The following is a 26,249-nucleotide window of genomic DNA, read 5'->3' on the forward strand; positions in this document are numbered from 1 at the left end:
ACGTGAGCCTGTTATTTTGAATTGCAAACGATGAAGCAAAGCGCATGTGTAGGTTAAATAAAACCTGACATGCGCTTTGCAATTTCTTCCTAAGAATACGCTGTTTGCCGGATTTTGCCCTATGGGTGAAATCCTCATCGGCGTAAAATTAGGAGGAATATATATGATATCCAAAGTTGACAAAATTCTTGCCGTGCATAACATCATTCAGGATCAAAAAAGAATCCCAATTATCCGTCTGCAGGGAAAATGGCTGTACAAACTTGGTTTTTCGCTGGATGATAAAGTCTCGGTTGTGGGAGAGGAAGGAAATATATCAATAAAACTGATAAACACAAGGTTAGACAATATCGCCGAAAAGTAATTGATGATAAAATATCTAACCGTCTAAAAGAAATTTTTGAGTATATTGCGCCAAATTACAATATTGCTTTGCAGGAATGGAACCACGACAAAGACCACGTACATATTCTGTTCAAGGCGCAGCCAAATAGCGAATTATCAAAGTTCATCAATGCCTATAAAAGCGCGTCTTCGTGCCTCATTAAGAAAGAATATCCTGTAATCAAAAAATCCTTGTGAAAAGATATTTCTGGTCGAGAAGTTTTTGCTTACTAACAACAGGTGGTGTACCGATTGAAGTTGTAAAACGATACATTGAAAGCCAAGGTGAGAAGATATGAATAAGGCTTACAAGTACCGCATATACCCTGCTCCAGAGCAGGAATTTCTTATTAACAAAACCTTTGGATGCGTGCGTTTGTCTATAACAAGATGCTTGCTAACCGCAAAGAGGTTTATGAGCAGTTCAAGGATGATAAGGAAGCCTTGAAACAGCAGAAGTATTTGCTCCCAGCAGACTTCAGGAAAGAATTTGAGTGGCTAAAAGAAATTGATAGTCTGGCTTTGGCTAATGCTCAACTAAATTTGCAGACCGCCTATAAGAATTTCTTTCGAGATAAATCAATAGGTTTTCCAAAATTCAAAAGTAAGCACCATGACAGAAAATCATATACCACGAACAATCAAAACGGTACAATCCGGCTTATTGACAGTAAAACAATCCGATTGCCGAAACTAAAAGATGTACGGATTAAGCTACATCGGCAACTACCGAAGGAAGCAGTTATAAAGTCTGCAACCATAAGCAAAACGCCTACCGGCAAATACTATATTTCCGTACTGGTTGAGTATGAATCCGATATAGAGCCAGTAATACCAACGCCAGAAACAGTACTTGGCTTGGATTATTCATCAAAATCATTGTTTGTCGATAGCCAAGCAAACAATGCCGATTATCCAAAGTTTTACCGCAAGGCGGAGGAAAAACTAAAGAAAGCACAGCGCAAACTATCCAAACGACAAAAAGGTAGTAAAAACCGTGATAAGCAACGCCGTAAAATAGCTAAACTCCACGAGAAAGTAGCCAACCAGCGTAAAGACTTCTTGCATAAGCTGTCAAGGCAGATAACCAATGCCTATACAACCGTTGCAATCGAAGACCTAAACATGCGTGGTATGGCGCAAAGTCTTAATCTGGCAAAGTCCACGAACGACAATGGCTTTGGGATGTTTAAAACATTTCTGGCGTACAAACTTGCAGAACAGGGGAAACAGCTAGTCATGATAGACAAGTGGTTTCCGTCCAGTAAAAAGTGTAGGTTCTGCAACAATGAAAACAAAGAGCTGGCCCTATCAGATAGAACATGGACTTGTAGCTATTGCGGCGAGAAATTAGACCGCGATGTAAACGCCGCCATCAATATCAAAAATGAAGGCTGTCGAATGCTCGGCATAGCCTAATAAATGATATAGAACCGTTGGGCAAACGGGGATAGCTTGGTAATTATACTGGCGTTAGCTGGTACGTCCCAAGAAGCACCCACCTCTAAGCGTTAGCGTAGGTGGTGGGAGTATGTCACTAAATCCAAGAAGTGTTTGCTGTTAGCAGACAATCTGCGGTTTCGTAACCAGACAATTATCGTTTGCGTGGATACGGTGGGTTCAACAATTGTTTTGTAAATCAAGGTGGAATCTGCAATAAGTCCTTCTGTAGACTTAGGGACTAACGCCATGCCGATCCCTCTTTTAGCCCAGAGGATATTCATTATAATGCCATCGCATAAGCATACTATGTTTGGCTTAAATCCGGCTTTAGCGCACCAGTCAGCAAACATAGATTTCCATCGAATTGGCACAATAAGCGGCTGATTAGCAAGCTCAATCAGCCGAATATTTTTAGGGTCTACTCCACAGCAGCAATTTTGTTTCATTGCTATAACTAATGGTTCATCAGGCAGGGTAATGGATTGATAAATGTCCGAATCAAACGGGGCACGTATTATACCAATTTCGATAATACCTTTATCTAATAACTCCAGGATGCGAAAGCCATCACCTTCCCATAATTGGAAGGTAACATTGGGGTATAAGTCGTGAAATCGATTAATCAAATCCGGCAGTAATACAGCTCCCGAGGTAGTTACCGTACCCAGCGAAACTGTTCCGGCGGCACCGGAATTGAGTTCAGTGATTTCATTCATTGTACCTTCAACCAATTCTAATATTTGTTCTACCCGCGAATGCATCAACTGTCCTGCTTCCGTCAGCTTTATTCTGCGGCTGCCGCGCTCAAATAACTGAACTCCCAGATTATCTTCCAATTGTTTCATTTGTCTGCTCAGCGCAGGTTGGGCGATATTTAGCCGTTTGGATGCATTGCTGATATTTCCTTCTTCGGCAATGGCATAAAAATACCTCATGTCCCGGATATCCATAATCGACTCCTAACTATACCTATTTGTTATATTAGCCATGTATTTTTGATAATTTTATTATATTTATAGGTATGCTATAATGCAAGAAATAACGAAGAGGATTTCTTAGGAGGAGAGAAATGGTTTGAAGAAGCTATATAATATTCATCTGCTTTTACTGACAGTACCCATATTCTGGGGAACATCTTATGTTGCAGCCAAAATAGGAATGCGCGATTTGTTGCCTTTGAATCTAGCGATTATGAGATTTGTAATTGCTTCCTTACTTTTTAGTCTGATTCTTTTATTAAAAAAGAAAGATATTTATCTTGATAAGAAAGATATACCGCAGTTTTTTTTACTTGGATTTATGGCCATTACTTTCTTCTACTACATTCATTATACGGGGTTACAATATACAACGAGCACAAATGCCGGCCTTATCATGGCGACAAGCCCGATTTTTGTTGCTTTGTTTTGTATACTTACTAAACAGGAAAGTGTAGAGAGCCACAGCCTTTTAGGGACATGTATTGCTTTTATTGGGGTTTTATTGGTTATAACCCAAGGGAAAATTAGCAGCCTCTATCATCAAAAAACGCTTTTAGGGGATAGCTTAATTATTCTAAATGCCATGATGTGGGCGTGGGTTACTCTTAACGGGAAAACAGTTTTGGGAAAATACAGTCCATTTGTTGCCATGGCTTATATTCATATCTTTGGTACAGTTTTATTATTGCCGTTTGCCTTTATTTCGACATCTCTGGCTGAAATATCTTTGTGGCAGCAGCTTCCGGCAGTTGGTTGGAGTACTATTTTGGCATCGGCATATCTTGCTATTTTCTGCTCAGTTTATTCTTACTTTATCTGGTATTTAGGAGTTTCAAAAATTGGCGCTGTAAAAACAGCGGCATTCAACTATTTTACCCCCATTATGGCTTCCCTGGCGGGATTCACTGTTTTTCATGAACAAATGACGGGATATATTGCTTTAGGCGGATTTCTGGTTACTTTAGGCGTATACATTACCAATCAGAAGATGAAATTGTCAATTGGCAGATTTCTGCCCATGAGGAAATATAAACATTCTTAAGGAGCTTACCGATGATATCAGTATTTTCTAATAGGGAAGATTGCTGCGGCTGCAGCGCTTGTCAGCAAATATGTCCTCAAAGCGCTATTGTGATGAGTCGGGACGAGGAGGGTTTTTTATATCCGGAAATTGATCAAACCCGCTGCATTGATTGTGGCAATTGTATCGAAATCTGTCCTATGATACATAAAGGCAATTACAAAAAAAGTAGTACGCCACGCTTTTACGTGGCGCGCCATAAATCGCAGGCGGTTTTGCGGCAATCGACATCCGGGGGCGCCTTTACTGCTATTTCTGATGCGATACTCCGTCAGAACGGCGTTATTTATGGCGCGGATTATGACGAGGACTTTCATGTTCTTCATCGGCGGGCGGAAATTCCCGGGCAGCGGGACCGGATGCGGATTTCTAAATATGTGCAGAGTGACATGGGAGATACCTATGCTCAGGTTAAAGCCGATTTGCAAGAGGGCCGCAAGGTTCTTTTCACCGGAACCCCTTGCCAAGCCGCAGGGCTGCGCGGATTTATGGGGAGTTCACCGCTTACGGACAGGTTGTATATTTGTGATTTGATTTGTCACAGTATTCCAAGCCCGCTAATCTGGGAGGAGTATAAACGGTTACTTGAAAGGGAAAAAGGCGGGAAACTTGTCAGTGTGCAATTTCGTTCGAAGAGACACGGTTGGAGCCGTGCAAACAGTAATAAAGGGTTTCTCTTTACTACAGACAAAACCACGGAAATACAAGAAGATGATCGTTTTTACCAGTTGTTCTTTAAAGTTGGTGCCATCACCCGCCCTTCCTGTTCGCAGTGCCGCTTTACCGATATTCACCGCGTTTCGGATTTGACGATCGCGGATTATTTTGGTATTGAAAAATACAGCCCTGAATGGTTTGCCCCCCTGGGAGTCTCGCTGATTTTGGTGAATTCGCCGAAAGGCGCAGACTTTTTTGACCAATGCCGGCAAGAGCTGCTTGCAGAAGAACGCCCCAAGGAAGAAGCACTTAACGAACAAAAACGCCTGCGTGAACCGTCCCAATTTCCTGAAAACCGCCGCCTTTTTTGGGAGGATTACGGACGTTTTGGGTTTGAATATGTTATTGGGAAAATAGAATAGTAAAATTATCAGGGGTACGACAAAACCCGTTTTTCCGGCCGAAAGGGGAAGGGCCAGGAAAACGGGTTTTATTTTTTACCACGAGTTTGATTAGTTAGTAAAGTGGGTGGTCTAACCTTACATTGATGTCAATTCGGATTTTACCCGTTGGATATCCGCCGGTGCAGCCGGTGCGGCTGGTTTGTAAAACCCTTTTTGCTGAGCTGTCTGAGCAATTTGATATTGCCGCTGCTCATCCTGGTTTCTCAATTGCTGGAAGGTTGTCCGCAACTGGGAATTGCCCGTTTCGGCAATTATATTGGCATATGTAGTCAAACTGCCTTTAATCATTGCCAGATAATCATTCAGCATGTCTTTATCGTTCATAGTCTTCCCTCCTATTGTAAAAATAACATGAGCTTTTGTTTGGCGCTTTTCGCTGCCGCCGCATCTTCCAGAAACATTTGTTTAAGCTGCGTATCATTGCATTGCTGGGCATACGCTTCCAGTTTATTAGCCACCGTTGCGTGACCGCCGATAATATGGCGTAAACTTTGAAGCTCCATTTGATTTAACTGCGACAAAAGACAACACTCCTTTCACGTGGGATTACATGATTATTATTGGTTAAAAAATCTGCATTATACAGGAAATAACCGGCAATTTTCCGCTTAGCCCTTTTCACTGGTTTAGACGCACACATATTATAAAATTTACATAAGATGTAGTAATAGTTAATTGGAATGGAGGTTGGACAATGAATCAAGAAGAATACCCAATACCTCAACCGATCCGATATGATGGGGCCGGGGCGACGGATCCGGGGCCGCGAGATATTTGGCGGGATATTGAAAATCCTGATATGCTGGTTCCACCTGAAACGGATGCCGGTTTGCTTCCTAACCTGAAATTTTCTTTTTCTGACACCAGCATGGTATTAAAAATGGGAGGATGGTCCCGGGAGATTACCGCCAGGGAACTGCCGGCTTTAACCACCATGGCGGGCGTCAATATGCGTTTGACACCTGGCGGCGTGCGTGAGGTTCATTGGCATATAGCCTCGGAATGGTCTTACATGCTGAAAGGGAGTGCGCGCGTAACTGCGGTCGACCAGTGTGGCCGGAATTTTATTGCTGATATCGGTCCGGGGGATCTTTGGTATTTTGCTCCGCGCCTGCCTCATTCGATTCAGGGTTTGAAAGACGGCTGCGAATTTCTGCTGCTTTTCGACGACGGAAATTTTTCTGACCTTAATACGTTTTCTCTTTCCGATTTATTTGCGCATTATCCCAAAGATGTTTTAGCAGCTAATTTTGGTGTATCAGTGAGTGATTTTAACTGTCTTTCTTCAGGACAGGTTTATATCTATCAAGGCACCGTTCCGGGTCCGCTGGAATATGAGGCGGTCCAATCCCCATACGGAAGCGTTCCCCAAAGCTTCAAGTATCAGTTATTAGCGCAAAAACCGGTAATATCGCCTGGTGGGAGTATACGAGTGGCGGACACTTCTAACTTTTCCGTTGCCAAAACCACCGCTGCGGCGCTGGTTGAAATTAAGCCCGGTGCGATGAGAGAAATTCATTGGCATCCGAACAATGACGAGTTTCAATATTACATTACCGGGCAGGGACGTATGACGGTATTTGCGCAAAATGGCAGAGCCCGCACATTTGATTATCGGGCTGGTGATGTCGGTTATGTACCCGTTGGCGATGTGCATTATGTTCAAAATACCGGGAATGAAACGTTATGGTTTCTAGAGGCGTTCAAGAGCGACCGGTTTGAGGGAGTGTCGTTAAAACAAATGATGGCCGTTAACCCTCCCGAGCTGATTGCGAGTAATTTACACGTCGGACCGGAATTCTTAAATGCGCTGCGGCAGGAAGAATGGCCCGTAGTCTGATAGAAGTATGGGACCGGCATTGTTGCGTCTGCATATTTTCAGGAGTCAGGCATTATGTTGGCATTTTTTGGATAATCTATGGCAAAGATACATTACATTATTTAAGAGAGGAAATCCATGCTGCCAATTCCGTCCGGGTTTGAAACGATTATGCAAATAAAGGTTCATCTGGGGGAAGCCAGAACACAATACTGGTACTCAAATGCATTATTTTCTTTTCAATGGTGGTTTAGTGTATTTGTACCTCTGGGGTTTGTTTGGATATGGATAAAACTTTATAAACGGTCACAGCTTGTAGAGACGGTATTATACGGGTTGTTATGGGCGACCACTGCGAGTTATCTTGATTTCGTCGGTACATCCTTTTTATTATGGGAGTACCCATATACAATACTTCCATACTCAAATAAAGATCTATCAGCGAATCTGACCTCGATCCCAATAGCCTTCATGCTTGTTTACCAGTATTGTTCAACGATAAAATCGTTCACTGGGGGGACTGTTGCAATAGCTATTTTTTTTGCCTTTGTTATGGAACCTTTTCTTGTGTGGCTGGGTCTTTATAAATTGTATCATTGGACATTCTGTTTCTCTTTTATACTTTATATTGTATTTTCGTTTGTTTTCAGGTGGTTAACGAAGAAAATTATTGCAGCTCAGTTAAAACAGGAAAAATAAATCTTCCTTTTAGGGTTAATAAACACCAATGATTGATGATTTTTCTAAGTTTTGAGTGACGCCTTCTGTGCGTGCTTTTTTTAAAAGATAATTATATTTATTTTGAGCGGCCAGCATTTGGTACATTGCGTAGTCTAGCAGATAGGGGTCCGTAACAGTGTTATAATAATTTTGTGCCCAAAAGAATTCGCACTTTGCTTGCTTAAGCTGATCGGGTAATGATGGAATAACTGGTGCAGGTTGGGATGAGCCAAAGATTAAATTACTAAACCATTTTACAAACTGCATAACAGACACAATTATTTTTTGGGGGAATTGATTAACTTTGGGCGCTATTGTACTCAGTAACCATTTATAGCGCAGTAAAATATTCATTCAATTTTCCTCCTTCACGTATCGGCTTCGAGTGATTGAACCAAGCCGAGGCAATACAGTATATCGCTGTCTAAAGGCAAACATGCAAAAGAAAGGGTAATTTTTGATGGAATAATATGGAAATGATGCTTTTCTTACTAAGTCTGCGCAGAAAAGATAGTGTATAAAATTGGGAGGATCATATCATACTATTAGGCAGCGTTCTATATATGAGTCGGGGGGAACAAGCAGATGAAAAAGTTTGTTTGCACAGTTTGCGGCTATATTCATGAAGGAAATGAACCGCCTGAAAAATGTCCGGTTTGCAAAGCGGGCCGGGATAAGTTTAAAGAAATGACCGGAGACTTAACCTGGGCCGATGAACATAGAATTGGCATCGTGAAAGACATTCCGGCTGAGGTTTTAGACGGTTTGCGAGCCAATTTTATGGGTGAATGCACCGAGGTTGGCATGTATCTGGCGATGTCGCGCCAAGCAGACCGGGAAGGTTACCCCGAAGTTGCCGAGGCCTACAGGCGGATTGCGCTGGAAGAGGCCGAACATGCTGCGAAGTTTGCAGAAATTCTGGGTGAAGTGGTAGTGCCCGATACAAAAGCTAATTTAAGAGTAAGAGTCGAGGCGGAATATGGAGCCTGTGAAGGCAAGAAAAAAATTGCCACGTTAGCCAAACAGCATAACCTGGATGCCATCCATGACACAGTCCATGAGATGTGCAAGGATGAGGCCAGGCATGGATGTGCTTTCAAGGGTTTGCTGGAAAGATACTTTAAACAATACGGAGGAGTAAAAAATGGCTAAAATTGAATGTGGCGCAACGACCTGCTCTCATAACCGGTCAGGAGTATGTTATGCGAATTGTATTGATATAGTAGGCAGTTCGGCGCATAAAGATTGTGACACTGCGTGTGGCTCGTTCCTGAACAGACTTCATTATTCGGAATTGACAAACAATATATTTAGCACAGGGTCATGCGACTGTTTGACCTGTGCGGTCGAGACATGCCGTTACAATACGAATAATCTATGTACGTTAGATAGCATTCAGGTTAGAGGAGAAAGCGCGGAATATTATACTCAGACAGAGTGTAATAGCTTTAAACCGAGATAATAGCTTTCTCCCGTGTCAGACAGGCCGAGGCTTTTTTCACCGGGCAATTCAAAATCTCTTGAACCCTGTATTCCAAGACCGCGTCAGCGGTCTTTTCTCATGGCTTGGGTGCCTAGTCGTCCAAGCCGTTTTTTTAGCAGAAAATACCGGGTGAAGCATTAGGAGACCCAGTTGATCTTATTGTTTAACATTTAACACATAACATTTAGCTTGCCAGCGGGACAATATGATGATAAAATCGCATTGATTTAAAAAGCAACTACTCGCAATAAAGGATGATTGCCGTTGTTTTCTGAAAGATGGGCACTGGTGGCTTTAATTGCGTTGAGCACATTGATTATGGGCTTTTTGTCGCTGCTGGCCTGGCGGCGGCGGCAGAGTCCGCTGGGACGTGTCTTTTTTCTATTCACTCTGTTAGGGAGTTTCTATACCTTTGGCTACATGTGCGAACTTGCCAGTAATACTTTGGCGGCGATTCGCTTCTGGCTTCGTATTGAATCGGTTGGCATTGCTTTCTTACCGACTGCCTGGGTCACGCTTGCTGTTCGTCATACGGGCATACAAAACAGACGTTGGCCTCAACTGCAGGCGGTTTTGCTGATGTTGTCGACGATTACTTTCATTCTCAGTAATACTTCGGAATTTCATCATCTTCACTATGGTCCGCTGCGATTGAATCCAGAGGCTCCTTTTCCGGTAGTAACTTTTGTGCCGGGGCCTTGGTACTGGATACATACTGCCTTCATTAACCTGGCGATTCTTTTCGGCAATATTCTTTACGCCCGTGTATGGTTGAAATCATCTTCCGATAAAAGTCAGCAGGCGTTTACTATTTTTCTGGGCTCCCTGTTTCCCTGGGTAGTATACATTATCTATCTGTTAAAGCTGATTCCCTGGGGAATTGATCCGAATCCGATTGCTTTTCTTGTGCCGGGAATTCTTTATGCCTGGGCCACATTTAACCTGAATATGCTTGAAATTACCCCGATTGCCCGGCAAGCGGTGTTTCAAAGACTTTCTGACGGCGTACTTGTTTTTGACCGGGAGGGTTGTCTTGCCGACTTTAATGCCGCCGGCAGCAGGGCATTTCCGGAATTGCGCGGCGGCACAAAAGGCAAGGCCGGAATCAGGTTGTTCTGTGAATATCCGGCGATGATGAATATTCTTGCCGGACCTACGGATGAGCAGAGTACGATATGGCTGGAGCCGGACGGCGGGAAGATTAACTTTCAGTTGCAGCGTATTGAGCTGTATGACCGGAAAGGATCTGTGGCCGGATTTATGGTGCTTCTCCGGGATATCACTCATTTTTCGGCAATTATGGAAGGGTTGCAGCTCCAGGCGACCATTGACCCGTTGACCAAAGCCTGGAATCGCTACCGTTGGCAGGCGGATGGCGAAGCCTTGCTATCCCAGGCTCGCTGGCAGCAGGGAGTAATTTCGCTTATTATCATGGATATGGACAATTTCAAACTAATTAATGATACTCACGGACACCGGTCAGGCGATGCCGTTTTAGCTCAATTTGCCTTGACATGCCAACAGAATCTGCGTGTACAGGATATTTTTGGACGCTATGGCGGGGACGAGTTTGTGATAATCTTACCGGGGATGAACCGGTCCGGAGCTGTTGAATTAGCTGAGAGACTTAAGCGTGCGGTGGAATCCATGACGGTGGAAGCGGGAGAGAAAAAAATAAAAATCACCGCCAGTTTTGGTGTAGTTACAGAACAGCAGGGAAGCACGGTCCACTTAGAAGAGATTATCGAAAAAGCGGACCAAGCATTGTACAAGGCAAAGAAAGCCGGGGGGAACGGGGTTTGTATTTTAGACAATTCCAATAAAGCAAAGTAAAAAAGTTCACGTCCGACAGACGGACAGGAGCTTTATTTTTTTTGCTCCTGAGCCCTGGGGCCGGGTCGAAAAATTGATTGACGTGGATAGCATGATAATGTAACATATACATGAACATATAATCATATATAACAATCTGTGGAGCACAGCATTGATAAAAGGGGGAAATAAGGTGAACGGGTATTTGAATAGCGGTGCCGGCCAGTTGCATATATTTCAAGTGGATGGTATTTGTTGCCTGGACTGTGCCGCCAAGTTTGAAAAGGGAGTGGCGGCATTGCCCGGAGTAATTAAGGCCTCGTTGAATACCGTTACGGGCAAACTGACGGTGAAAGGGGAGGCGGACCTGGAAAGCATTCGCCGGTTAGGCGCCGGGGAGAATTACATCATTACACCGCTGACGGACCGAATATTACCGGCATCTAAGACAAATGAGACAAAACCCAAGTGGGAACTTCGGCGGGCGGTCCTGTCCGGTGTTGCCCTGTCTGTTGCTTATGGGATAGAAAAGTCTGGTGCTTCTTCCATGATTTTTCTTCCGTTCTATGTTGTTGCGATGATCCTGGGAGGGTGGGGTAATTTTCAGAAAGCAGCCCGCGCTCTGCCCCGTTTTAATTTTAATATGAGTGTGCTAATGAGCATTGCCGTGGTCGGCGCATTGGCCATCGGCCAGTACGAAGAAGGGGCCTCCGTAGCATTTCTCTATGCTATTTCCGAGATGCTGGAGGCTTGGACAATGGATAAGGCCCGCCGCTCCATCCGGGAACTCATGGACATTGCACCCGGTACCGCCCGGATTCGGCAAAATGGCAATGAGGCAGAGGTTCCTGTAGAGCAGATTGCCATTGGTGATGTGATGATCATTCGGCCCGGCGAAAAACTGGCAATGGACGGTGTTATTATCAAAGGCGTGTCCGCCATCAATCAGGCGGCCATAACCGGGGAGTCGATTCCTGTGGAAAAAGGACCCGGGGAACCGGTCTATGCCGGTACGATAAATACCCATGGGGCGCTGGAAGTAAAAGTAACCAAACTTGTTCAAGATACAGCGATTGCCAAAATTATTCACATGGTTGAAACGGCGCAGGAACAGCGGGCCCCTTCGCAAACTTTTATCGAGCGGTTCGCCGCAGTCTACACTCCGGTGGTGATGATACTGGCAGTCGGCGTCATGATCGTGCCGCCATTCATGTTCGGTTATGGATGGGCAGCCTGGATTTATCGCGGCCTGGTGCTATTGGTCGTTTCCTGTCCGTGTGCGCTGGTGGTATCGACACCGGTGGCCATAGTCAGTGCCATCAGTAACGCCGCTAAGCACGGCGTTCTTATCAAAGGCGGTGTTTATCTGGAGAAATTCGGTGCCCTCACTGCGATCGGTTTTGATAAAACCGGTACGCTGACAAAAGGGGAGCCGGCAGTAACCGATATTGTTCCGTTTGGTAATGTTACCGAAACCGATTTGCTGGCAATGGCCGCCGGACTGGAAATAAGGTCCGAACATCCCCTGGCTGCAGCGATCGTAAAAGCGGCGGAAGCCCGCGGCTTTGAAATAGTAGCGGTGAAGGATTTTTCAGCAATTCCCGGACGCGGCGCCCAGGGAAGGTTCGCTGATCAAACTGTATATATCGGTAACCCGCGGCTTTTTAGTGAGCTTGGTGTTTCTTTAAAACCATTGGAAATAGAAATTAGGCGCCTGCAAGGCGAGGGGAAAACCGTAATCATTGCCGGTACGCAGGAAGCGTTTTACGGTACCATTGCGATTGCCGACGAAGTCCGGGATGGCAGTGCTGCGGCAATTTCAGTCTTAAAACAGGAAGGGATCCGTCACACCATCATGCTTACCGGCGATAATGCCGCAACCGCCAAAGCGATAGCAACCCGGGTAGGAGTGGATGAACTCCGGGCCGAACTGTTGCCGCAAGATAAAGTAACGGTTATCCAGGAATTGCTCACAAGGTACGGCCAAGTGGCCATGATTGGGGATGGGATTAACGACGCACCGGCCATGGCTCTCTCAACCGTCGGAATTGCCATGGGGGGAGCAGGAACGGATACGGCGCTGGAAACGGCCGATATTGCGCTTATGGCCGATGATTTGCGTATGCTGCCCTTTACCATCCGCCTGAGCCGCAATACGCTGAAAATTATCCGTCAAAATATAGGCTTCTCACTGGCAATCAAAATGATAGCCGTTCTTGCCGTATTTCCGGGCTGGCTTACTCTCTGGCTGGCAATACTGGCCGATATGGGGGCGTCTATTAGTGTCACGTTAAACAGTCTGCGGCTGCTGCAGGTTAAGCCCCGGGAAGACCAAAGGTTGTAAGGCGGCCGTGTCTTGACAATACAGGATGGCCGAAATATGATTGAACTAATAACAATACCTACTTGTGGGAGGCACTATGAAACAACTGGAATGTGAATTTGATATGTGCGAACAGTTATGCGAACATCCCCAGACGGTCTGCCTTGCCAAGGCGGAGATGATTCCCAATGAGGACGCTTACCGAATGGCTGACCTTTTTAAAATTTTAGGAGATGCCACCAGGGTTAAAATTTTACATGCCCTTTCCCGCAGAGAACTTTGTGTTTGCGATATTGCCGCCGTTGTCGCTATCGGGCAATCCGCTATTTCTCATCAACTCCGTCTGTTGCGTAACGCAAAACTCGTAAAATTCCGTAAAGAAGGGCAGATGGCCTGGTATTCCCTTAATGATGACCATGTTGCGAAGTTGTTGTCCCAGGGGATTGAGCATATTACTCATGACTAGCCGTCCCATATGATAAATGGTGTCAACTGATCCTTTTTTGTTCCGGCGGGCGAAGGCTCGTTTTTTTTTGTCTATTTTCGTGTGGGTTGTATCGTATACCCTGCCGGAATGAGGGAAATTATATTTTACATAGCCCGGTCCAATCAGTTAATTAAAATAGCGATTGCCACAAAATGGAGATAGACTAATTCCAATACGTTGACAGGGAGAATTATTAGGGTGAAAGCGGAATTGCTTAATATCATATTGCGGACGTTTATCGCTCTCGGCGTTTTACTTTTTCTAACCCGTATCATGGGAAGAAGGTCAGTGGCCCAACTAACCTTATACGACTATGTATTGGGATTCGTATTTGGCAATATTGGCGCCACTTTCGCAGTCGACAAATCCATTCCGGTAATTGACGGCGTTGTGAGCTTGTTGACCTGTACAGTATGGATGTTTGCTATTAATTTTATTGCTCTTAGAAATATGCCGGTGCGGAAATTTATTGAAAATGAACCGGTAATGATTATTTATGACGGCTGTATTTTGGAAGAGAATTTGCGGAAAAATTATTATACCGTTGACAGCCTGCTTGAAGTGTTGCGGGAACAAGGGGTATTTGACCCAGGCATGATCCGGGTTGGTATTGTTGAATCGGATGGCAAATTAAGTTTAATTAAAAAACAGGAAGACAAGGGGGAAGGAAGTAATTCCTATCAACTATACCCGGAAGGGATCAATAACTTACCGGTTCATCTGGCGGGGCAGGAAATTATCGTTGACGGCGAGATCGTTGAGCAGACATTGCAGCATGCGGGAATTAACCGGGAATGGATCTTAGATAATTTAAAAATGAGAGACTTAAAGCTAAAGGACATTACGGTAGCCTTAATTACGCCGGAGGGGAGACTGTATGTTGATAAACGGGCAGATAATCTGCCGTCGGCGCCCAGGTCCTGATAAAGAGCTAAAGATTATTACTTAATGCTCCTTTTGGCATAAACGGCAGGAGGTTTTATTATGTATCCGGGAACACAGCATAAAGTATTATTGGCAGGCTTATTTACAGGCCTTTTTTTTGCATCCCTTGACCAAACCGTAGTAGGCACCGCCATGCCGCGAATTATCGGTGACTTGGGCGGGTTAAGCATTATGACCTGGGTGACTACGGCTTATATGCTATCCTCAACGGTCGTCGTTCCTATCGCCGGCAAACTGGCGGACCTATATGGCCGCCGTATTGTATACGTCAGCGGAATCGCTGTATTTTTGGCCGGATCGGCTCTGTGCGGAACCAGTTATAATATGACTCAGTTAATTATGTATCGCGGGTTACAGGGGATTGGCGGCGGGATCATGATGCCGCTGGCCATGACCATTGTAGGCGACATATTTCCGCCGGAACAGCGGGGCAAGTGGCAGGGGATTATCGGAGCCATGTTTGGGCTTTCATCGATCGTAGGGCCGGCGATAGGCGGCTGGATCGTCGATTACACTTCCTGGCACTGGGTCTTTTTTATTAATCTGCCAATCGGAGTTCTGGCGGCGGGTACAATTTATGTCGGGCTGCAGGGAGAAAAAAGACGGAATGATAAGGTGTCAATTGATTATTCAGGAGCGATAAGTTTGATTTTGGCTACACTTTGTCTGCTGCTTGGGTTGAACCTGGGAGGAACGGATTATGCATGGTCTTCCTGGCAAATTATTTTGCTATTCGGGCTGTCTTTTTTATTTTGGGCTATTTTTATTGCAGTGGAAAAAAAGGCCAAGGAACCGGTTTTAGATTTAAAGCTGTTTGCCAACAGGATATTTGTAATTGCCAATCTTATCGGCTTTCTAATGGGGTTAGGAATGTTCGGGGCACTGATATTTACTCCTTTATTCTGGCAGGGAGTGATCGGCGCCAGCGCGACCCAGTCGGGCAATATGATGTTGCCGATGATGGCTGCCAATGTCGCAGCCAGCGTACTCGGAGGAAAATTGGTCTACCGCGCCAGTCTCCGCACAATGTTTGCAACCGGTATGGCTTTTATGGCTTGCGGTTTTTATTTGCTAAGTACAATGATCGTTGGCACCCCCTTGAAAGTTGCAGTTTTGTATCTGATTATCCTGGGGTTTGGCATGGGATTAATCCTGCCGACCGTTACCCTGTCCGTACAAAACGTTTTTCCTCAGGAAGTGCGGGGCGTGGCTACGTCGGCGACCCAGTTTTCCCGCAGTATCGGCAGCACGCTGGGCATGACGATTCTTGGCGTTTTATTTAATGATTATTCACTGCAAGTCATGGGAAGAGATTTTTTTCCTATGATCGCAGCGGTTCCTGCCTTACAAACCGGAGCGGTACAGGGAATTCTGGCCAAAGCTCATGCAGACCCTCATAGTATATTTAACCTGCTGCTTAGTCCGGAAGCCCTGGCCGTGATTCCTGCCGGTCTTCAGCAACTTTTGCTGCCTCTTTTGAAGAATGCTTTGGCGGAATCATTGCGGGTAGTATTCCTGGCGGCTATGTTTATTGCTTTGGCCGGTGTGGGTTTCAGCTTATGTCTCGGCAATATTCCGGTTGCCGCAAAAACGGCGGGTCCCCGCAATAACGATGCGGGAACTATATTACTGGCCGAAGGGGTTGCCACCGAGAACGAAATTTCCGCTGAACTGGTACCTGACTTAGTCGATGGCGATACCAGCCGGAAACGGTTTTGATTTATTTCCAGGTCTGTTTTTTAGATGTGGGGAAATAATAGAATCAAAAGTTTGCACGGGCAGGTGAAAGGAATGAAGATCGGCATTGTAGGGCCCATATCGAAGGATCTGATGATTTTGCCGGATGGCAATATTAAGATGAGATGGGGAGCTGTGGCCTATAGTGCATTGGCATTTGCCAAATTATTTGAAGGAACAAACGACCAGGTCATATGTCTGTCTCACTTATCCCGGGAGGACAGTGAGGAAGTACGCGCCTTCCTGGCTCATCCCAACATCAGCATTCCTGATGTCGACACAGCGTATACCAATGGGACCCGGATCGAATTGAGCCATGTCGATGCTCACGAGCGGCTAAGCCATCAGACGCGGACGATGACGCCGGTTTCGCCGGACGAGTTGGAACGGTTGGCCGATTGTGATTATCTTATATTGATGCCGCTCAATGCTACCGATATTTCACTGGATGCGGTCCGGCGGTTCCGGCGGATTTCCCGGGCTCAGATTTTTCTGGATGTGCATGGACTGATTACAGATGTTGATGCCGCCGGAAAACGTTTTAAGAAAGCCTGGGAACAAGCCGGTGAGTGGTTCGAATCCATTGATTTCCTAAAGATGAACGATAAGGAAGCGCCGTGGGCTGCGGGAGAGCCGCTGCCAGGCCAGGAGGATTATGCCCATTACGCAGCTTCCGCAGTCGGCATGGGAGTGTCGGTATGCTGGATTACTTTCGGCGACCAGTCATCGTTGGTTGCCTGGCGGCGAAATGAGCGGATATTCTGGGCCAATGTCCCGGTAGTGGATGTGGGCAAGGTAGTGGATACTGTCGGCTGCGGCGACTCTGCGTCGGCCGGGTTTATCTACTCGTACGCGAAGCTGCATAATCCGCTGCTGGCCGTAGTACTGGGCAATACGTTCGGCTCGGTAAAGGCTTCCCTTTCCGCCATCAATGAATTTCCTTCCAGGCCGGAAGTACGGGGAATGGTTTACCAGCATTATCGCGATTATCTGCATACTTTACTTGACGAATTTCTTACCCAGGAACATTTAATCGTACAAGAAGTTAAGGAGGGTTCTACGGATGAAAGTTCTTTGCACGGCTCAGATGGGCACGGCCACGGTCATGGGGCAAACTATGAGAGTCGTGGCAATAGCCAAGGCTCTCCAGCGTCGTGGACATGAAATAAAGTTTCTGGCAGGCGACAAGCTGATTCCTGTTATCCGGCGTTTTGGTATTGACGTGATTGAAATTGACGATATGCCGCAGCATGAATATCCGTTAAGCGACCAATTGGACGATCCGCGCTGCCGGAAAGAGCTGTTGGCGAAGATGCAGCAGGTTATGGGCCGGTTGCGTGAAATTGAAACCGAGGCGGCAGTGCGGGAAAAACCGGACCTTCTCCTGTGCGGCACAATCAGCGGGCCACAGGTAGGGCAGGAGCTTGGTATTCCTTCACTGTTGACATTTCTACAGCCGCACGGAACCAAAACATTGGCCTTATTTACGGAGCGTCTCAAGGACAGTAAAGCAAAGAGCGAACTGGCCGGTTCGCTGGCGGCGGCAAGCCTCATTATCCTCGAAGGCATGCCGGAAATAAGCGGCGGAGTTACTATGGCCAGCCTGGGAGCAAATGCAGTGGAGCTGCAGGACCAGATTCATTTTAGCGGACCCTTATTAACCGAATACCCGGATGAGATGCCATCCCGGGAAGTACTCAGAGAGAAGCACGGCGCGGCCGCGGATAAACCCCTGGTGTATGTTACGATCGGCGGCGGGTCGGCGCTCATTGGCGAGCAGTTTCTCCAAATTGTCCTGGAGGCGCTAAAGATGTTGCCGCAGCTAACGGGGATTATCGCCACCGGCATTGCCATCTCGCCGGAGAAAATAAAGTCCTTTAATCCCCCCGGCAACACAAAAGTACGGGGCTTTGTACCCGGCACGGAATTGATTAAGGCCAGTGACGTGACTATCTTTCACGGCGGTTCATCAACCCTGATGAATTGCATAGCCTGCGGTACGCCGGCGGTGGTAATTCCCTCCATGGGGGAACAAGAGGATAATGGGGACGTTTTGGCGCATAACGGCGCAGGTATCGTTCTTGAGAAAGAGACACTAACCGCATCTCTGCTGGCGGAAGCAATCCAAAAAATTGTAGGGGATTCCCGCTATCGCCGGCAAGCTTTACGGTTGAAAGCACTGGGAGAAAAATATGGCGGGGCGGTGGCGGTGGCTTTCCTTGCGGAAAAAATTGCGGCCCGGGAGGCGGTTAGGCAGTGAAAGTCCTAATATTGGCAGCCGGTAAGGGGACCCGGTTACGCCCGATTACCGACTTTATTCCGAAGCCCATGGTACCGATTCAGGGAAAACCGCTGTTGGAATGGATTCTGCTCCAATTGATTGCGCAGGGTTTTCGGGATTACGTTTTTGCGGTCAGCTATTTTGCCGAACAAATTGAAAATTATTTTGCCGACGGCAGCCGCTGGGGTATAAACATTCAGTATAGTTCCGGGGCTTCCCCGGCGGGAAAGGCCGGAGAAATATGGCGGGCGAGAAAGCTTATCGGCGGCGAAAAGTATTTTCTCATTGTACCGGGAGATACGGTTAGCCGGCTTGATTACCGGGAACTGACCGCTTTTCATGAAAGTTACCGCAGTTTGGTTACGGTTGCATTTTCCACCCGCTACCGCTTGGAAGTCGGACTGGCGGCCGTGAATGAACAAAACCTGGTTACCGGTTTTTATGAGAAAGCCAATCTTTCCCGGCCGGTCAGTACGGGGGCTTATGTGCTGGACCAGAATATTTTGCCTTATGTCGAACGGTTTGACCCGGAACGGCAAATAGTAGATTTACCGGGTGATATTTTTCCGGTGCTGCTGCAAGAGAAGATTCCCATCTACAGTTTTGTACGGGACTACGAATGGTGGGATATCGGCAATATTTCCGAATATGAGAAAATGGTGCGAATGCCGGCCGCTGAACTCTCCCGTATTTTAGGTCTGGAACGGGCATGAAAATGGTTTTATAGTTGCTTTGGCAAGGGGTGCGGCTGCGCCTCTTTTTGTTTATTCAAAACAGGGAGCCTTGGGAAAAATCTTATTTTAAATTCGCCCGTGATAAAAGGGTTATTGTTGTCTCATCCAGAATAAATAGAAAAATTCCCATAAAACCTACATTACAAAAATAAATGGAGGAGCAGATGGAACAGTCGACGAAACATTTTGATAAGCAGTTTTTCCGGTCTATGTGGAAACTAACCCATTCCTACTGGTATTCGGAGGAAAAGTGGAAGGCAAGAGGCCTCCTTGCCGTAATTGTATGTTTAACTCTGTTTGATGTATATATTGCGGTGCTTATAAACCAGTGGTACAATACGTTCTACAACACTCTGCAGCAGTATCGCCAGAGTGAATTTTTGCACGATATCAGTTTATTCGCGACTCTGGCCTTTCTTCATATCGCTGCCGGTGTCTATGGACTGTATTTGCGGCAAATGCTGCAAATCGCCTGGCGAAAATGGATGACTAACCGGTATGTGAACAGTTGGCTGGCACGGCGCACTTATTACCGGATGCAGTTACTGGGGGACAGCACTGATAACCCGGACCAGCGTATCAGCGAGGATTTGAATCTATTTACTTCCGCCACACTGCAATTGACGCTGGGTTTATTAAAGGCGATTGTTACCGTGGGTTCTTTTATTGTTGTCTTATGGCGTTTGTCCGGTATTCTGACATTACCTTTGGGATCCTATCAACTGACTATTCCCGGCTATCTGGTATGGGCGGCGGTGGGGTACACCATTGCCGGTACCTGGCTGACGGTCAAGATCGGCCGGCCCTTAATCGGCCTAAATTATAATCAGCAGCGGTATGAGGCTGATTTTCGTTTCAGTCTGGTGCGGTTGAGGGAAAACAGTGAAAGTATTGCTTTTTACCGGGGTGAGAATCAGGAGCGGGTTCATTTTACCAAGCGTTTTTTAGTCGTATTTGATAACTTTTGGCAGATTATGAAAAAACAGAAACAATTAACTTGGTTTACGTTAAGTTATTTTCAGTTTGCTATTATCTTTCCGACGTTGGTAGCGGCACCACGCTATTTTGCCAGAAAGATCGAACTGGGTGGGTTAATTCAAATATCGAATGCCTTCGGCAACGTGCAGGAATCGCTTTCGTTTATTGTGAACAGTTACACCGACATTGCCGCCTGGAAAGCAGTTGTCGACCGTCTTCTCGGCTTTGTGAGGCATATGGAGACAGTCCAGGCCGCGGCGACGGGAAAAGAGAAAATCGAATGGCGGGATGGACAGGCTGGTTTACTGGCAATAAAGAACTTGAAACTGGGTCTGCCGTCGGGACGAATGATTCTTAATAACCTGGATTTTCAGCTTAAAGAGGGGGATGCTTTGCTGGTAGCGGGTCCGTCCGGTGCCGGCAAGAGCACCTTGCTGCGTTCCCTCGCCGGTTTATGGCCCTATGGGGAAGGCTGTATCTTAGAGCCATCCGGCCAGACCGTTCTGTTTTTGCCGCAAAAGTCGTACCTGCCCTTAGGGACACTGCGGGACGTTTTGCTATACCCGCAGCCGGCCGGGTCGGTCAGCGAGGATGGAATCAAGCAGATTATGGCCTGGTGCAAATTGGACGGTTTTATCAATAAACTGGATCAGACCGAAGACTGGTCCCGGATTTTGTCCTTAGGTGAACAGCAGCGAATTGCTTTTGCCCGGGTGCTTTTGCAGCGGCCTCAGTGGCTGTTCCTGGATGAGGCGACTTCCGCTTTGGACGAAGTTACGGAAAAGGCTCTCTACCAATTGCTGCAGGAAAGGCTGAATAAAACGACCATTGTCAGTGTCGGGCACAGAGATACGTTAAACAACTACCATAAGCAAAAGCTGACGCTGGATGGTGCCGGCGGATGGAGTCTGTCGGTAATAAACCGCACCTGACTTTTGACCGGTCTTTTCCGTTTACACCGGAGCTGGCCGATTCGCATTAAAGATGTTATAATGGCATATTGGTATGGGATCGAAAATAAAAGGAGACTATTAGCTGATTATGAAGAATGTGTATGACCAGGTGCAACTCTTTTATGAAGAGGACTCCTGGACAAGTGCCGTGAAGCGGGAATGGGTGGAAGGATATTTACGCCAAAAAGCCTGGCAAGGGGCAGACGATAAAGAGCTTACGGATGACTGGCGCAACTTGGAAATGTTTTTGCAATATTTAACGTATGCCGGCCACAGCTACAGCGGCGAACTGGAAGTGATGCCGCCGCAGGAATACAGTCAGGCTGTTACATGGATGGGAAAATACATGGAGGGTTTTAATGTTACATTAAAACCGGTAAAAAAGTTTTTTAGCGTATTATTGAGCTTTTATCAATATTTAGCCGGTAAAAAAATCATCAATAATATGGGACTCCTTCAAGAAGCGGCCCAAGCCATCGCCGGCGGCAGTAAACTGGATTTGAACGTTGTCGGCGTCGACCCCATGCTCCCCGCCTCGCATACAATCATAACCGATGACTGGGATACTGCCGACGATGAAACGGTGGAAACATTAATGAACCGGCTGGGCGACTGTTTTCAGCAGGAACAGTTTATCGACGATTTTGAACGGGCTATGCTTCTATACTCAGGACCGATGCAAAATGTGCCCGATGATGAATATGATGAATTTTGGCTGGGCTTCTGGGATTATTTTTTATTTGACTATCATCTGTTGAATAACGACGATACGCCGTTGACCCATTTCTATAAGACCTATAAGGAGAATGTATCCGTTGAGGAGCGCCGGATGCTGGAAGACCTCCTGCAGGCCCAATTTACTGTTTTTTATATAACCCGAGTAATTAATCAGGACTGGGTGGATTGTGTCAATCTTTTTACCGGGGAACATATCAAGTTGCCCCATCCCGATTTTGATTATAAAAAAATGAAAAAGTTGATTTTTTATGGCCATGTATTTTCGGAAGGAATGGTCATAGTTAACTATGTTACCAGTATGGAAATCAGTCCGAAACTCCGCCGGCGTATAAAAGAAGAAGTGACACGGCAAAAGGAGATTTTTTCAATCCAAGTTCCGGGCGCTACCTGGGAGGAGTTTTTTTCCCGCCATGCTATTACGGTACGGCATACGTTTGATGTATTCGGCACCATGGCCAAGGTCAATGTGACACCATTTAATCAAATGGAACGGGTTTTTCCGGAAATTGCCGCGCCGAAAGCGGTAAATCAGGATGTCATGGTTTTACTTAGCGGTCAGATGCGGCAACTGGGTTTTTCCGCCCATGATGTGAAACTGGCCGGGCAGTTATGGCATCAGTTTAATCAGTTAAACCCGGTTGTTGTACGTAAACCGGCAGTCTGGGCCGCCGCAACAGTTCATGCCTATTCCGCTATTAATGCATCCCATGTGCTTTCGGCCGACAGTTTGGCGGAAGTGTTTGGTGTATCGGCTTCTAGTGTATATACCAACCGTAACCGGCTTTATAAAGTACTGGAACTGGAGAAATTTGACCCCCGTTTTCTTAGCGAGGAAGGGTTTTTATTTTCTTTATTTTCGACATAATTCCATTGCCTGCCAGGCACGGAAAAGGAATTTGTCCGCAAAGGCGTTTGAGGGGAGGAAGGAACGTGCGTTGTTACTATTGCGGCGCCGAGAAAGATACGATAGAAGAGCAGTGCCCCCATTGCGGCCGCAAAGAAACGGAAGTGCAAATCTTAAGCCGGGAAGAACGGGAAGGATTTCAGGGCGTCACCATTGAGGGAGAACCGGATCCCGGCTCAAATGGTTACCAGGAAGATAACAACAGCGGCGGTAACCGGATTTATGTCAGGCATATACAGTTCGGTTCCAATCGGACCGGCTTTTGGACAAGGTTATTAATTGGCGCTATATTGGCGGGCATTATTCTGATAGCACTGCCGCTGGCCGTTTTTCTGGCCGTGGCAGGCAGCTTGATCTGGTTTCTGTTCCGGCGCCGGTAAATTTTAAAGTGGAAAATTTAAAGGCTGTGGTAAGTGTTTGCTTACCACAGCCTTTTCTGTCTGATCATTTTGCCGCTCAGCAATATCCATTTCTAGAATGTTTCCCGTTCATTATAGGTTGGGGTAGTTTCGTTTCTGAAACGTTCCAGTGCTTGCCGCACCTCTTCAAGCAGCCGGTCTTTATCTGCCGGCAGGGAGCCGGCCAGCGCAACCAGATTGGAGATGTGATTGCTGCGGAAAATGGATGGTTCGCTCATCCGGGTATTTTCCAGCAGCCACTTTAATTCCTGCAGGAGTTCATAGGGGGATAAGGGAGCAAAATTTCCCTGCTCGGCTTCTGCGCGTAAAGCGGTTTCTTCCGGCAGCATAAGTGTAAGAGCGCTGAGCATGGTGGGATTAATGGCACTAACTACCTGGGCGGTATGGGCGGCGTGAACCCGGGAGAGTTCTTTGCCGCCCAGTCCGAGGATTACCATAGCCGATAATTTCATGCCGGCATCAAGCACTTTACGTCCGGCCGTTATCATTTCGTTTGCCGTTGCTCCCTTGCCTACGCGCCGGAGGACTTCCTCATCGCCGCTTTCGATGCCCAGATAAATGAGCTGGAGTCCGGCCGCTTTCAATTCCCGCAGTTCGGAAGGTGTTTTGCGCAGAATATCTTTCGGGCCGCCATAGCAGGTAACACGGGACAATTTAGGCAGCGACTCCCGCAGCCAATGCAGAATGGTCAGCAACTGTTTTTGCGGCAGAACCAAGGCATTCCCGTCCGCCAGAAAAACCCGGCGCGTTTGGGGATAGAGCCGGGCCGCCTGCCGGATCAGGGCGGACACTTCTTCCGGCGGGCGGATGCGAAATGCAACATCTTTATACATGGCGCAGAAGGTGCAGGCATTGTGGGAACAGCCGATGGTAACCCGTAAAATCAAGCTGTTGGCCTCGCTGGGAGGACGAAAGACCATCCCTTCCGCTGTGTCAAAAATCATCTTAAATTAACCTCCCTTTGCCAGGAGCTGTTTTTTTAATGTCTGGTACCGGGCTGTATAGTACACTCCGTTTTGGGCTTCCCGGTGGTCAAACCCATAGGCTCGGCGGCTTACGGCCAAAACAGGCGGCGCCTGAATCCTTTTGGCCACGGCCATGCCGTTATATAAATTCCACCACCGTTCCAGATCGGCAATAAAGGCGGCGGGAGAGGCAAAAAGTGATTGGACCAGGCCCGGCCGGCAACCGATTTTTGCTTCCAGAACTCCTTCCTGGTACCAGGAGAGAATGTCTTCCGGCGTTGCTTTATTCCAACGTTCCATAAAAGAATGAAACAAAAAATCATGATAGGGATAGATGATCGGGTCGCCTTGACCGGCGTCGACCGATTGTTCGGCGGAGAGCTCGGCACTGGGGACAATGGTGATCGTTTCCTGCGGAATGACCGGCTGCGGGTATACATGCTCGTTAATAAACGCGGCCAGGGCATAAATTTGATGTTTCCATAAATCGGCCAGAGCGGCTAAAAAACCGGCCTGGTCCCCGTATAAGGTGGAGTAGCCAACGGTCAATTCACTTTTATTGGCATTGCAGGTAAAACCGCCGCCGAAAGCAGCGGCGATGCCTGCCAATACCCGGGATGACCGGTCCCGGGCCTGTATATTTTCCTTTACAAACGAACTGACAGACAAATGACGGGAAGTATTGGCCGCAAGATCGGTAATGGGAGTGCGGCCGATTTGGTCCACCGTATAGTCGACCACGTCCTGAATCGGCATAACCGTGTATAAGGTGCCAAGGTTTTCTGCCAGTTTAGCGGCCAGATCTTTCGTAGTTTGTGAATTATACCGGCTGGGCATATTTACAAGTAAAACATTGTCCGGTCCCACCACCTTGGTATACAGGGCTGCGGCTACGGCGGAGTCAATACCGCCGGAAATGCCGATTACAACTCTTTTCATGCCGATGGAAGACAGAAAATGGGAGATGCCGTAATGGAGAGACTGGTATATGGTTTCGATATCACTTGGTTCCGTAATTGCTACCGGAGGAAGATTACCGGCGCCGGCTTTTATATCAATGTCAAAGCCGGCCAGGGTAGCGGTGAAGGGAGGACAGGCGGCGACAATTTCCCCCCGGCTGTTGTAAAGGGTGCTGGAACCGTCAAAAGTGTAAAGGGTTTTACCATTGTTTTGAATCCCCGTATTATTTACATAGAGGAGCGGTACGCCGGCGTCTTTGGCTTCCTTGGAAAAAACACGGTTGCGTTTATTATTTTTTCCCAGGGTGAAAGGGGAGCTTGAAATGTTTATATAAAGGTCGACACCACCCTGCGCCTGCAGAACGGAAATTGGTTTCACGGCATAATCATCGCTCCAGCCGTCCTCACATAATAGGCAGCCTAGTTTCATGGCGATGCCGTTCAAAGTCAAATGAACCGGTTGAATTAAATTTTCGATGGAAGTACCCAATTCTACCGCCAGTTTGCGCAAACTATAAAAATGGCGGGTATCATCAAATTCACGGTAATTCGGTAATAACGTTTTTAGGCGGAACGGGTAAGGAAAGTTTTCACTGCCCCTTAATTGTCCGTTCTGGGCAATAAAGCAGGCATTATATTTGCGGACGCGGCCGTCGTCGCCCACCTTATCCCAATCTGTGGCCACATTGCCAAAAATAATGCAAAGGTCTGCCGATGCGCGAATGACAGCCCGGCCGTATTCTTCACAATCCCGCAAAAAGGCTTCCTGCTCCCACATGTCACCCAAAAAGTAACCGGGAATGGCCATTTCGGGAAATATGACCATCTGCGCGTGAATGGCGCGGGCTTCCTCAGTCATTGATAACATGGCCGCAGTATTCAGATCGGGTCTGCCGGGTATGACTTCCATCTGGCCTAAAGCTACTTTGAACAAAATACCCACCTCTTATGAACAACGATTTCTTTATTATTTTTCCAGGGAT

General features: G+C 46.8%; 25 protein-coding genes and 2 pseudogenes. 21 read left to right on the plus strand and 6 right to left on the minus strand.

Annotated features, from left to right (window positions below):
• Nucleotides 1-163: 163 nt before the first annotated feature.
• The 4 genes and pseudogenes from LUCIF_RS19410 to LUCIF_RS19420 all read left to right on the plus strand — a co-directional run bounded on the left by LUCIF_RS19410 (nt 164) and on the right by LUCIF_RS19420 (nt 1,803).
• On the plus strand, nt 164-364 hold the full coding sequence (locus tag LUCIF_RS19410) for a SymE family type I addiction module toxin (protein WP_165866076.1): 201 nt from the start codon (nt 164-166) through the stop codon (nt 362-364).
• 32 nt (nt 365-396) lie between these two features.
• Nucleotides 397-683, plus strand: a pseudogene (gene tnpA, locus LUCIF_RS19415) (IS200/IS605 family transposase).
• Nucleotides 680-724, plus strand: a pseudogene (locus LUCIF_RS26820) (helix-turn-helix domain-containing protein); the annotation flags it as partial. The pseudogenes tnpA and LUCIF_RS26820, both read left to right, overlap by 4 nt.
• A 26-nt stretch (nt 725-750) precedes the next feature.
• On the plus strand, nt 751-1,803 hold the full coding sequence (locus tag LUCIF_RS19420) for an RNA-guided endonuclease InsQ/TnpB family protein (RefSeq protein WP_243638761.1): 1,053 nt from the start codon (nt 751-753) through the stop codon (nt 1,801-1,803).
• Nucleotides 1,804-1,895: 92 nt separating this feature from the next.
• Here the strand turns inward: LUCIF_RS19420 and LUCIF_RS19425 are convergent, their stop codons facing one another.
• The gene (locus tag LUCIF_RS19425) at nt 1,896-2,777 is read right to left on the minus strand and encodes a LysR family transcriptional regulator (protein WP_122629514.1); all 882 of its coding nucleotides are present in this window, start codon (nt 2,775-2,777) and stop codon (nt 1,896-1,898) included.
• A gap of 124 nt (nt 2,778-2,901) precedes the next feature.
• Between LUCIF_RS19425 and LUCIF_RS19430 the strand changes: the two genes are divergently transcribed.
• Nucleotides 2,902-3,849, plus strand: a complete 948-nt coding sequence (locus LUCIF_RS19430; protein WP_207858098.1) for a DMT family transporter — start codon at nt 2,902-2,904, stop codon at nt 3,847-3,849.
• Between the two features lie 11 nt (nt 3,850-3,860).
• Nucleotides 3,861-4,967, plus strand: coding sequence for a Coenzyme F420 hydrogenase/dehydrogenase, beta subunit C-terminal domain (locus LUCIF_RS19435; protein ID WP_122629515.1), 1,107 nt, complete (start codon nt 3,861-3,863; stop codon nt 4,965-4,967).
• Between the two features lie 117 nt (nt 4,968-5,084).
• On the opposite strand, the gene LUCIF_RS19440 is transcribed toward LUCIF_RS19435, so the two are convergent.
• Both LUCIF_RS19440 and LUCIF_RS19445 read right to left on the minus strand, forming a co-directional pair.
• Nucleotides 5,085-5,333 (minus strand): spore coat protein, encoded by a 249-nt coding sequence (locus LUCIF_RS19440; RefSeq protein ID WP_122629516.1) that lies wholly within the window; start codon nt 5,331-5,333, stop codon nt 5,085-5,087.
• An 11-nt stretch (nt 5,334-5,344) separates the two neighbouring features.
• Complete coding sequence (locus LUCIF_RS19445) at nt 5,345-5,512, minus strand: hypothetical protein (protein WP_207858101.1); 168 nt, start codon at nt 5,510-5,512, stop codon at nt 5,345-5,347.
• Between the two features lie 191 nt (nt 5,513-5,703).
• Between LUCIF_RS19445 and LUCIF_RS19450 the strand changes: the two genes are divergently transcribed.
• Together LUCIF_RS19450 and LUCIF_RS27400 are read left to right on the plus strand one after the other, a co-directional pair.
• Nucleotides 5,704-6,849 carry a cupin domain-containing protein gene (locus LUCIF_RS19450; protein ID WP_122629518.1) on the plus strand — a complete coding sequence of 382 codons (1,146 nt, stop codon included), beginning with the start codon at nt 5,704-5,706 and terminating at the stop codon, nt 6,847-6,849.
• A gap of 150 nt (nt 6,850-6,999) precedes the next feature.
• Nucleotides 7,000-7,527 (plus strand): CBO0543 family protein, encoded by a 528-nt coding sequence (locus LUCIF_RS27400; protein WP_370745715.1) that lies wholly within the window; start codon nt 7,000-7,002, stop codon nt 7,525-7,527.
• A 15-nt stretch (nt 7,528-7,542) separates the two neighbouring features.
• On the opposite strand, the gene LUCIF_RS19460 is transcribed toward LUCIF_RS27400, so the two are convergent.
• Nucleotides 7,543-7,902: a DUF2508 family protein gene (locus tag LUCIF_RS19460; protein ID WP_122629520.1), complete on the minus strand. Its 360-nt coding sequence runs from the start codon at nt 7,900-7,902 to the stop codon at nt 7,543-7,545.
• Nucleotides 7,903-8,133: 231 nt separating this feature from the next.
• On the opposite strand from LUCIF_RS19460, the gene LUCIF_RS19465 reads away from it, so the two are divergent.
• From LUCIF_RS19465 to LUCIF_RS19525, 13 genes are all read left to right on the plus strand, one after another.
• On the plus strand, nt 8,134-8,700 hold the full coding sequence (locus tag LUCIF_RS19465; protein WP_122629521.1) for an NADH peroxidase: 567 nt from the start codon (nt 8,134-8,136) through the stop codon (nt 8,698-8,700).
• Complete coding sequence (locus tag LUCIF_RS27405; protein ID WP_122629522.1) at nt 8,693-9,010, plus strand: DUF1540 domain-containing protein; 318 nt, start codon at nt 8,693-8,695, stop codon at nt 9,008-9,010. Before LUCIF_RS19465 ends, LUCIF_RS27405 begins: the two co-directional genes overlap by 8 nt.
• Nucleotides 9,011-9,295: 285 nt before the next feature.
• On the plus strand, nt 9,296-10,864 hold the full coding sequence (locus LUCIF_RS19475; protein ID WP_122629523.1) for a histidine kinase N-terminal 7TM domain-containing diguanylate cyclase: 1,569 nt from the start codon (nt 9,296-9,298) through the stop codon (nt 10,862-10,864).
• Between the two features lie 172 nt (nt 10,865-11,036).
• Nucleotides 11,037-13,187, plus strand: coding sequence for a heavy metal translocating P-type ATPase (locus LUCIF_RS19480; RefSeq protein WP_207858103.1), 2,151 nt, complete (start codon nt 11,037-11,039; stop codon nt 13,185-13,187).
• 76 nt (nt 13,188-13,263) lie between these two features.
• The gene (locus tag LUCIF_RS19485; RefSeq protein ID WP_122629524.1) at nt 13,264-13,632 is read left to right on the plus strand and encodes an ArsR/SmtB family transcription factor; all 369 of its coding nucleotides are present in this window, start codon (nt 13,264-13,266) and stop codon (nt 13,630-13,632) included.
• Between the two features lie 219 nt (nt 13,633-13,851).
• A complete protein-coding gene (locus tag LUCIF_RS19490) occupies nt 13,852-14,577 on the plus strand; it encodes a DUF421 domain-containing protein (RefSeq protein ID WP_122629525.1) in 726 nt (241 codons plus the stop codon).
• Nucleotides 14,578-14,637: 60 nt separating this feature from the next.
• Nucleotides 14,638-16,317 (plus strand): MDR family MFS transporter, encoded by a 1,680-nt coding sequence (locus tag LUCIF_RS19495; RefSeq protein WP_122629526.1) that lies wholly within the window; start codon nt 14,638-14,640, stop codon nt 16,315-16,317.
• A 72-nt stretch (nt 16,318-16,389) separates the two neighbouring features.
• Nucleotides 16,390-17,499, plus strand: a complete 1,110-nt coding sequence (locus LUCIF_RS19500) for a carbohydrate kinase family protein (protein WP_165866077.1) — start codon at nt 16,390-16,392, stop codon at nt 17,497-17,499.
• Nucleotides 17,399-18,595: a glycosyltransferase gene (locus tag LUCIF_RS19505; RefSeq protein WP_122629528.1), complete on the plus strand. Its 1,197-nt coding sequence runs from the start codon at nt 17,399-17,401 to the stop codon at nt 18,593-18,595. Before LUCIF_RS19500 ends, LUCIF_RS19505 begins: the two co-directional genes overlap by 101 nt.
• Complete coding sequence (locus LUCIF_RS19510) at nt 18,592-19,329, plus strand: nucleotidyltransferase family protein (RefSeq protein ID WP_122629529.1); 738 nt, start codon at nt 18,592-18,594, stop codon at nt 19,327-19,329. The genes LUCIF_RS19505 and LUCIF_RS19510 overlap by 4 nt, the downstream gene beginning before the upstream one ends.
• A 185-nt stretch (nt 19,330-19,514) precedes the next feature.
• Complete coding sequence (locus LUCIF_RS19515) at nt 19,515-21,260, plus strand: ABC transporter ATP-binding protein/permease (RefSeq protein WP_122629530.1); 1,746 nt, start codon at nt 19,515-19,517, stop codon at nt 21,258-21,260.
• Nucleotides 21,261-21,369: 109 nt separating this feature from the next.
• Nucleotides 21,370-22,884: a hypothetical protein gene (locus LUCIF_RS19520; protein ID WP_122629531.1), complete on the plus strand. Its 1,515-nt coding sequence runs from the start codon at nt 21,370-21,372 to the stop codon at nt 22,882-22,884.
• Nucleotides 22,885-22,949: 65 nt separating this feature from the next.
• Complete coding sequence (locus LUCIF_RS19525; protein WP_122629532.1) at nt 22,950-23,303, plus strand: hypothetical protein; 354 nt, start codon at nt 22,950-22,952, stop codon at nt 23,301-23,303.
• 92 nt (nt 23,304-23,395) lie between these two features.
• Here LUCIF_RS19525 and LUCIF_RS19530 read toward each other — a convergent pair whose 3' ends face one another.
• Both LUCIF_RS19530 and nadE read right to left on the minus strand, forming a co-directional pair.
• Nucleotides 23,396-24,286 (minus strand): radical SAM protein, encoded by an 891-nt coding sequence (locus tag LUCIF_RS19530; RefSeq protein WP_122629533.1) that lies wholly within the window; start codon nt 24,284-24,286, stop codon nt 23,396-23,398.
• A 6-nt stretch (nt 24,287-24,292) separates the two neighbouring features.
• Nucleotides 24,293-26,200, minus strand: coding sequence for an NAD(+) synthase (gene nadE / locus LUCIF_RS19535; protein ID WP_207858105.1), 1,908 nt, complete (start codon nt 26,198-26,200; stop codon nt 24,293-24,295).
• Nucleotides 26,201-26,249 lie beyond the last annotated feature (49 nt).

The sequence above is a fragment of the Allolucifera butyrica genome, from assembly GCF_900476375.1.
GTDB lineage: Bacteria > Bacillota > Negativicutes > Sporomusales > UPPP01 > Lucifera > Lucifera butyrica.

What these genes read in the sequence shown, in the direction of transcription:
- LUCIF_RS27400 (WP_370745715.1), top strand. Translation starts at nt 7,000, where the DNA reads ATGCAAATAAAGGTTCATCTGGGGGAAGCCAGAACACAATACTGGTAC.
- LUCIF_RS19460 (WP_122629520.1), bottom strand. Translation starts at nt 7,902, where the DNA reads ATGAATATTTTACTGCGCTATAAATGGTTACTGAGTACAATAGCGCCC.
- LUCIF_RS19515 (WP_122629530.1), top strand. Translation starts at nt 19,515, where the DNA reads ATGGAACAGTCGACGAAACATTTTGATAAGCAGTTTTTCCGGTCTATG.
- LUCIF_RS19450 (WP_122629518.1), top strand. Translation starts at nt 5,704, where the DNA reads ATGAATCAAGAAGAATACCCAATACCTCAACCGATCCGATATGATGGG.
- LUCIF_RS19420 (WP_243638761.1), top strand. Translation starts at nt 751, where the DNA reads ATGCGTGCGTTTGTCTATAACAAGATGCTTGCTAACCGCAAAGAGGTT.
- LUCIF_RS19530 (WP_122629533.1), bottom strand. Translation starts at nt 24,286, where the DNA reads ATGATTTTTGACACAGCGGAAGGGATGGTCTTTCGTCCTCCCAGCGAG.
- LUCIF_RS19440 (WP_122629516.1), bottom strand. Translation starts at nt 5,333, where the DNA reads ATGAACGATAAAGACATGCTGAATGATTATCTGGCAATGATTAAAGGC.
- LUCIF_RS19465 (WP_122629521.1), top strand. Translation starts at nt 8,134, where the DNA reads ATGAAAAAGTTTGTTTGCACAGTTTGCGGCTATATTCATGAAGGAAAT.
- LUCIF_RS19495 (WP_122629526.1), top strand. Translation starts at nt 14,638, where the DNA reads ATGTATCCGGGAACACAGCATAAAGTATTATTGGCAGGCTTATTTACA.
- LUCIF_RS19520 (WP_122629531.1), top strand. Translation starts at nt 21,370, where the DNA reads ATGAAGAATGTGTATGACCAGGTGCAACTCTTTTATGAAGAGGACTCC.
- LUCIF_RS19410 (WP_165866076.1), top strand. Translation starts at nt 164, where the DNA reads ATGATATCCAAAGTTGACAAAATTCTTGCCGTGCATAACATCATTCAG.
- LUCIF_RS19435 (WP_122629515.1), top strand. Translation starts at nt 3,861, where the DNA reads ATGATATCAGTATTTTCTAATAGGGAAGATTGCTGCGGCTGCAGCGCT.
- LUCIF_RS19485 (WP_122629524.1), top strand. Translation starts at nt 13,264, where the DNA reads ATGAAACAACTGGAATGTGAATTTGATATGTGCGAACAGTTATGCGAA.
- LUCIF_RS19500 (WP_165866077.1), top strand. Translation starts at nt 16,390, where the DNA reads ATGAAGATCGGCATTGTAGGGCCCATATCGAAGGATCTGATGATTTTG.
- LUCIF_RS19445 (WP_207858101.1), bottom strand. Translation starts at nt 5,512, where the DNA reads ATGGAGCTTCAAAGTTTACGCCATATTATCGGCGGTCACGCAACGGTG.
- LUCIF_RS27405 (WP_122629522.1), top strand. Translation starts at nt 8,693, where the DNA reads ATGGCTAAAATTGAATGTGGCGCAACGACCTGCTCTCATAACCGGTCA.
- LUCIF_RS19505 (WP_122629528.1), top strand. Translation starts at nt 17,399, where the DNA reads ATGAAAGTTCTTTGCACGGCTCAGATGGGCACGGCCACGGTCATGGGG.
- LUCIF_RS19425 (WP_122629514.1), bottom strand. Translation starts at nt 2,777, where the DNA reads ATGGATATCCGGGACATGAGGTATTTTTATGCCATTGCCGAAGAAGGA.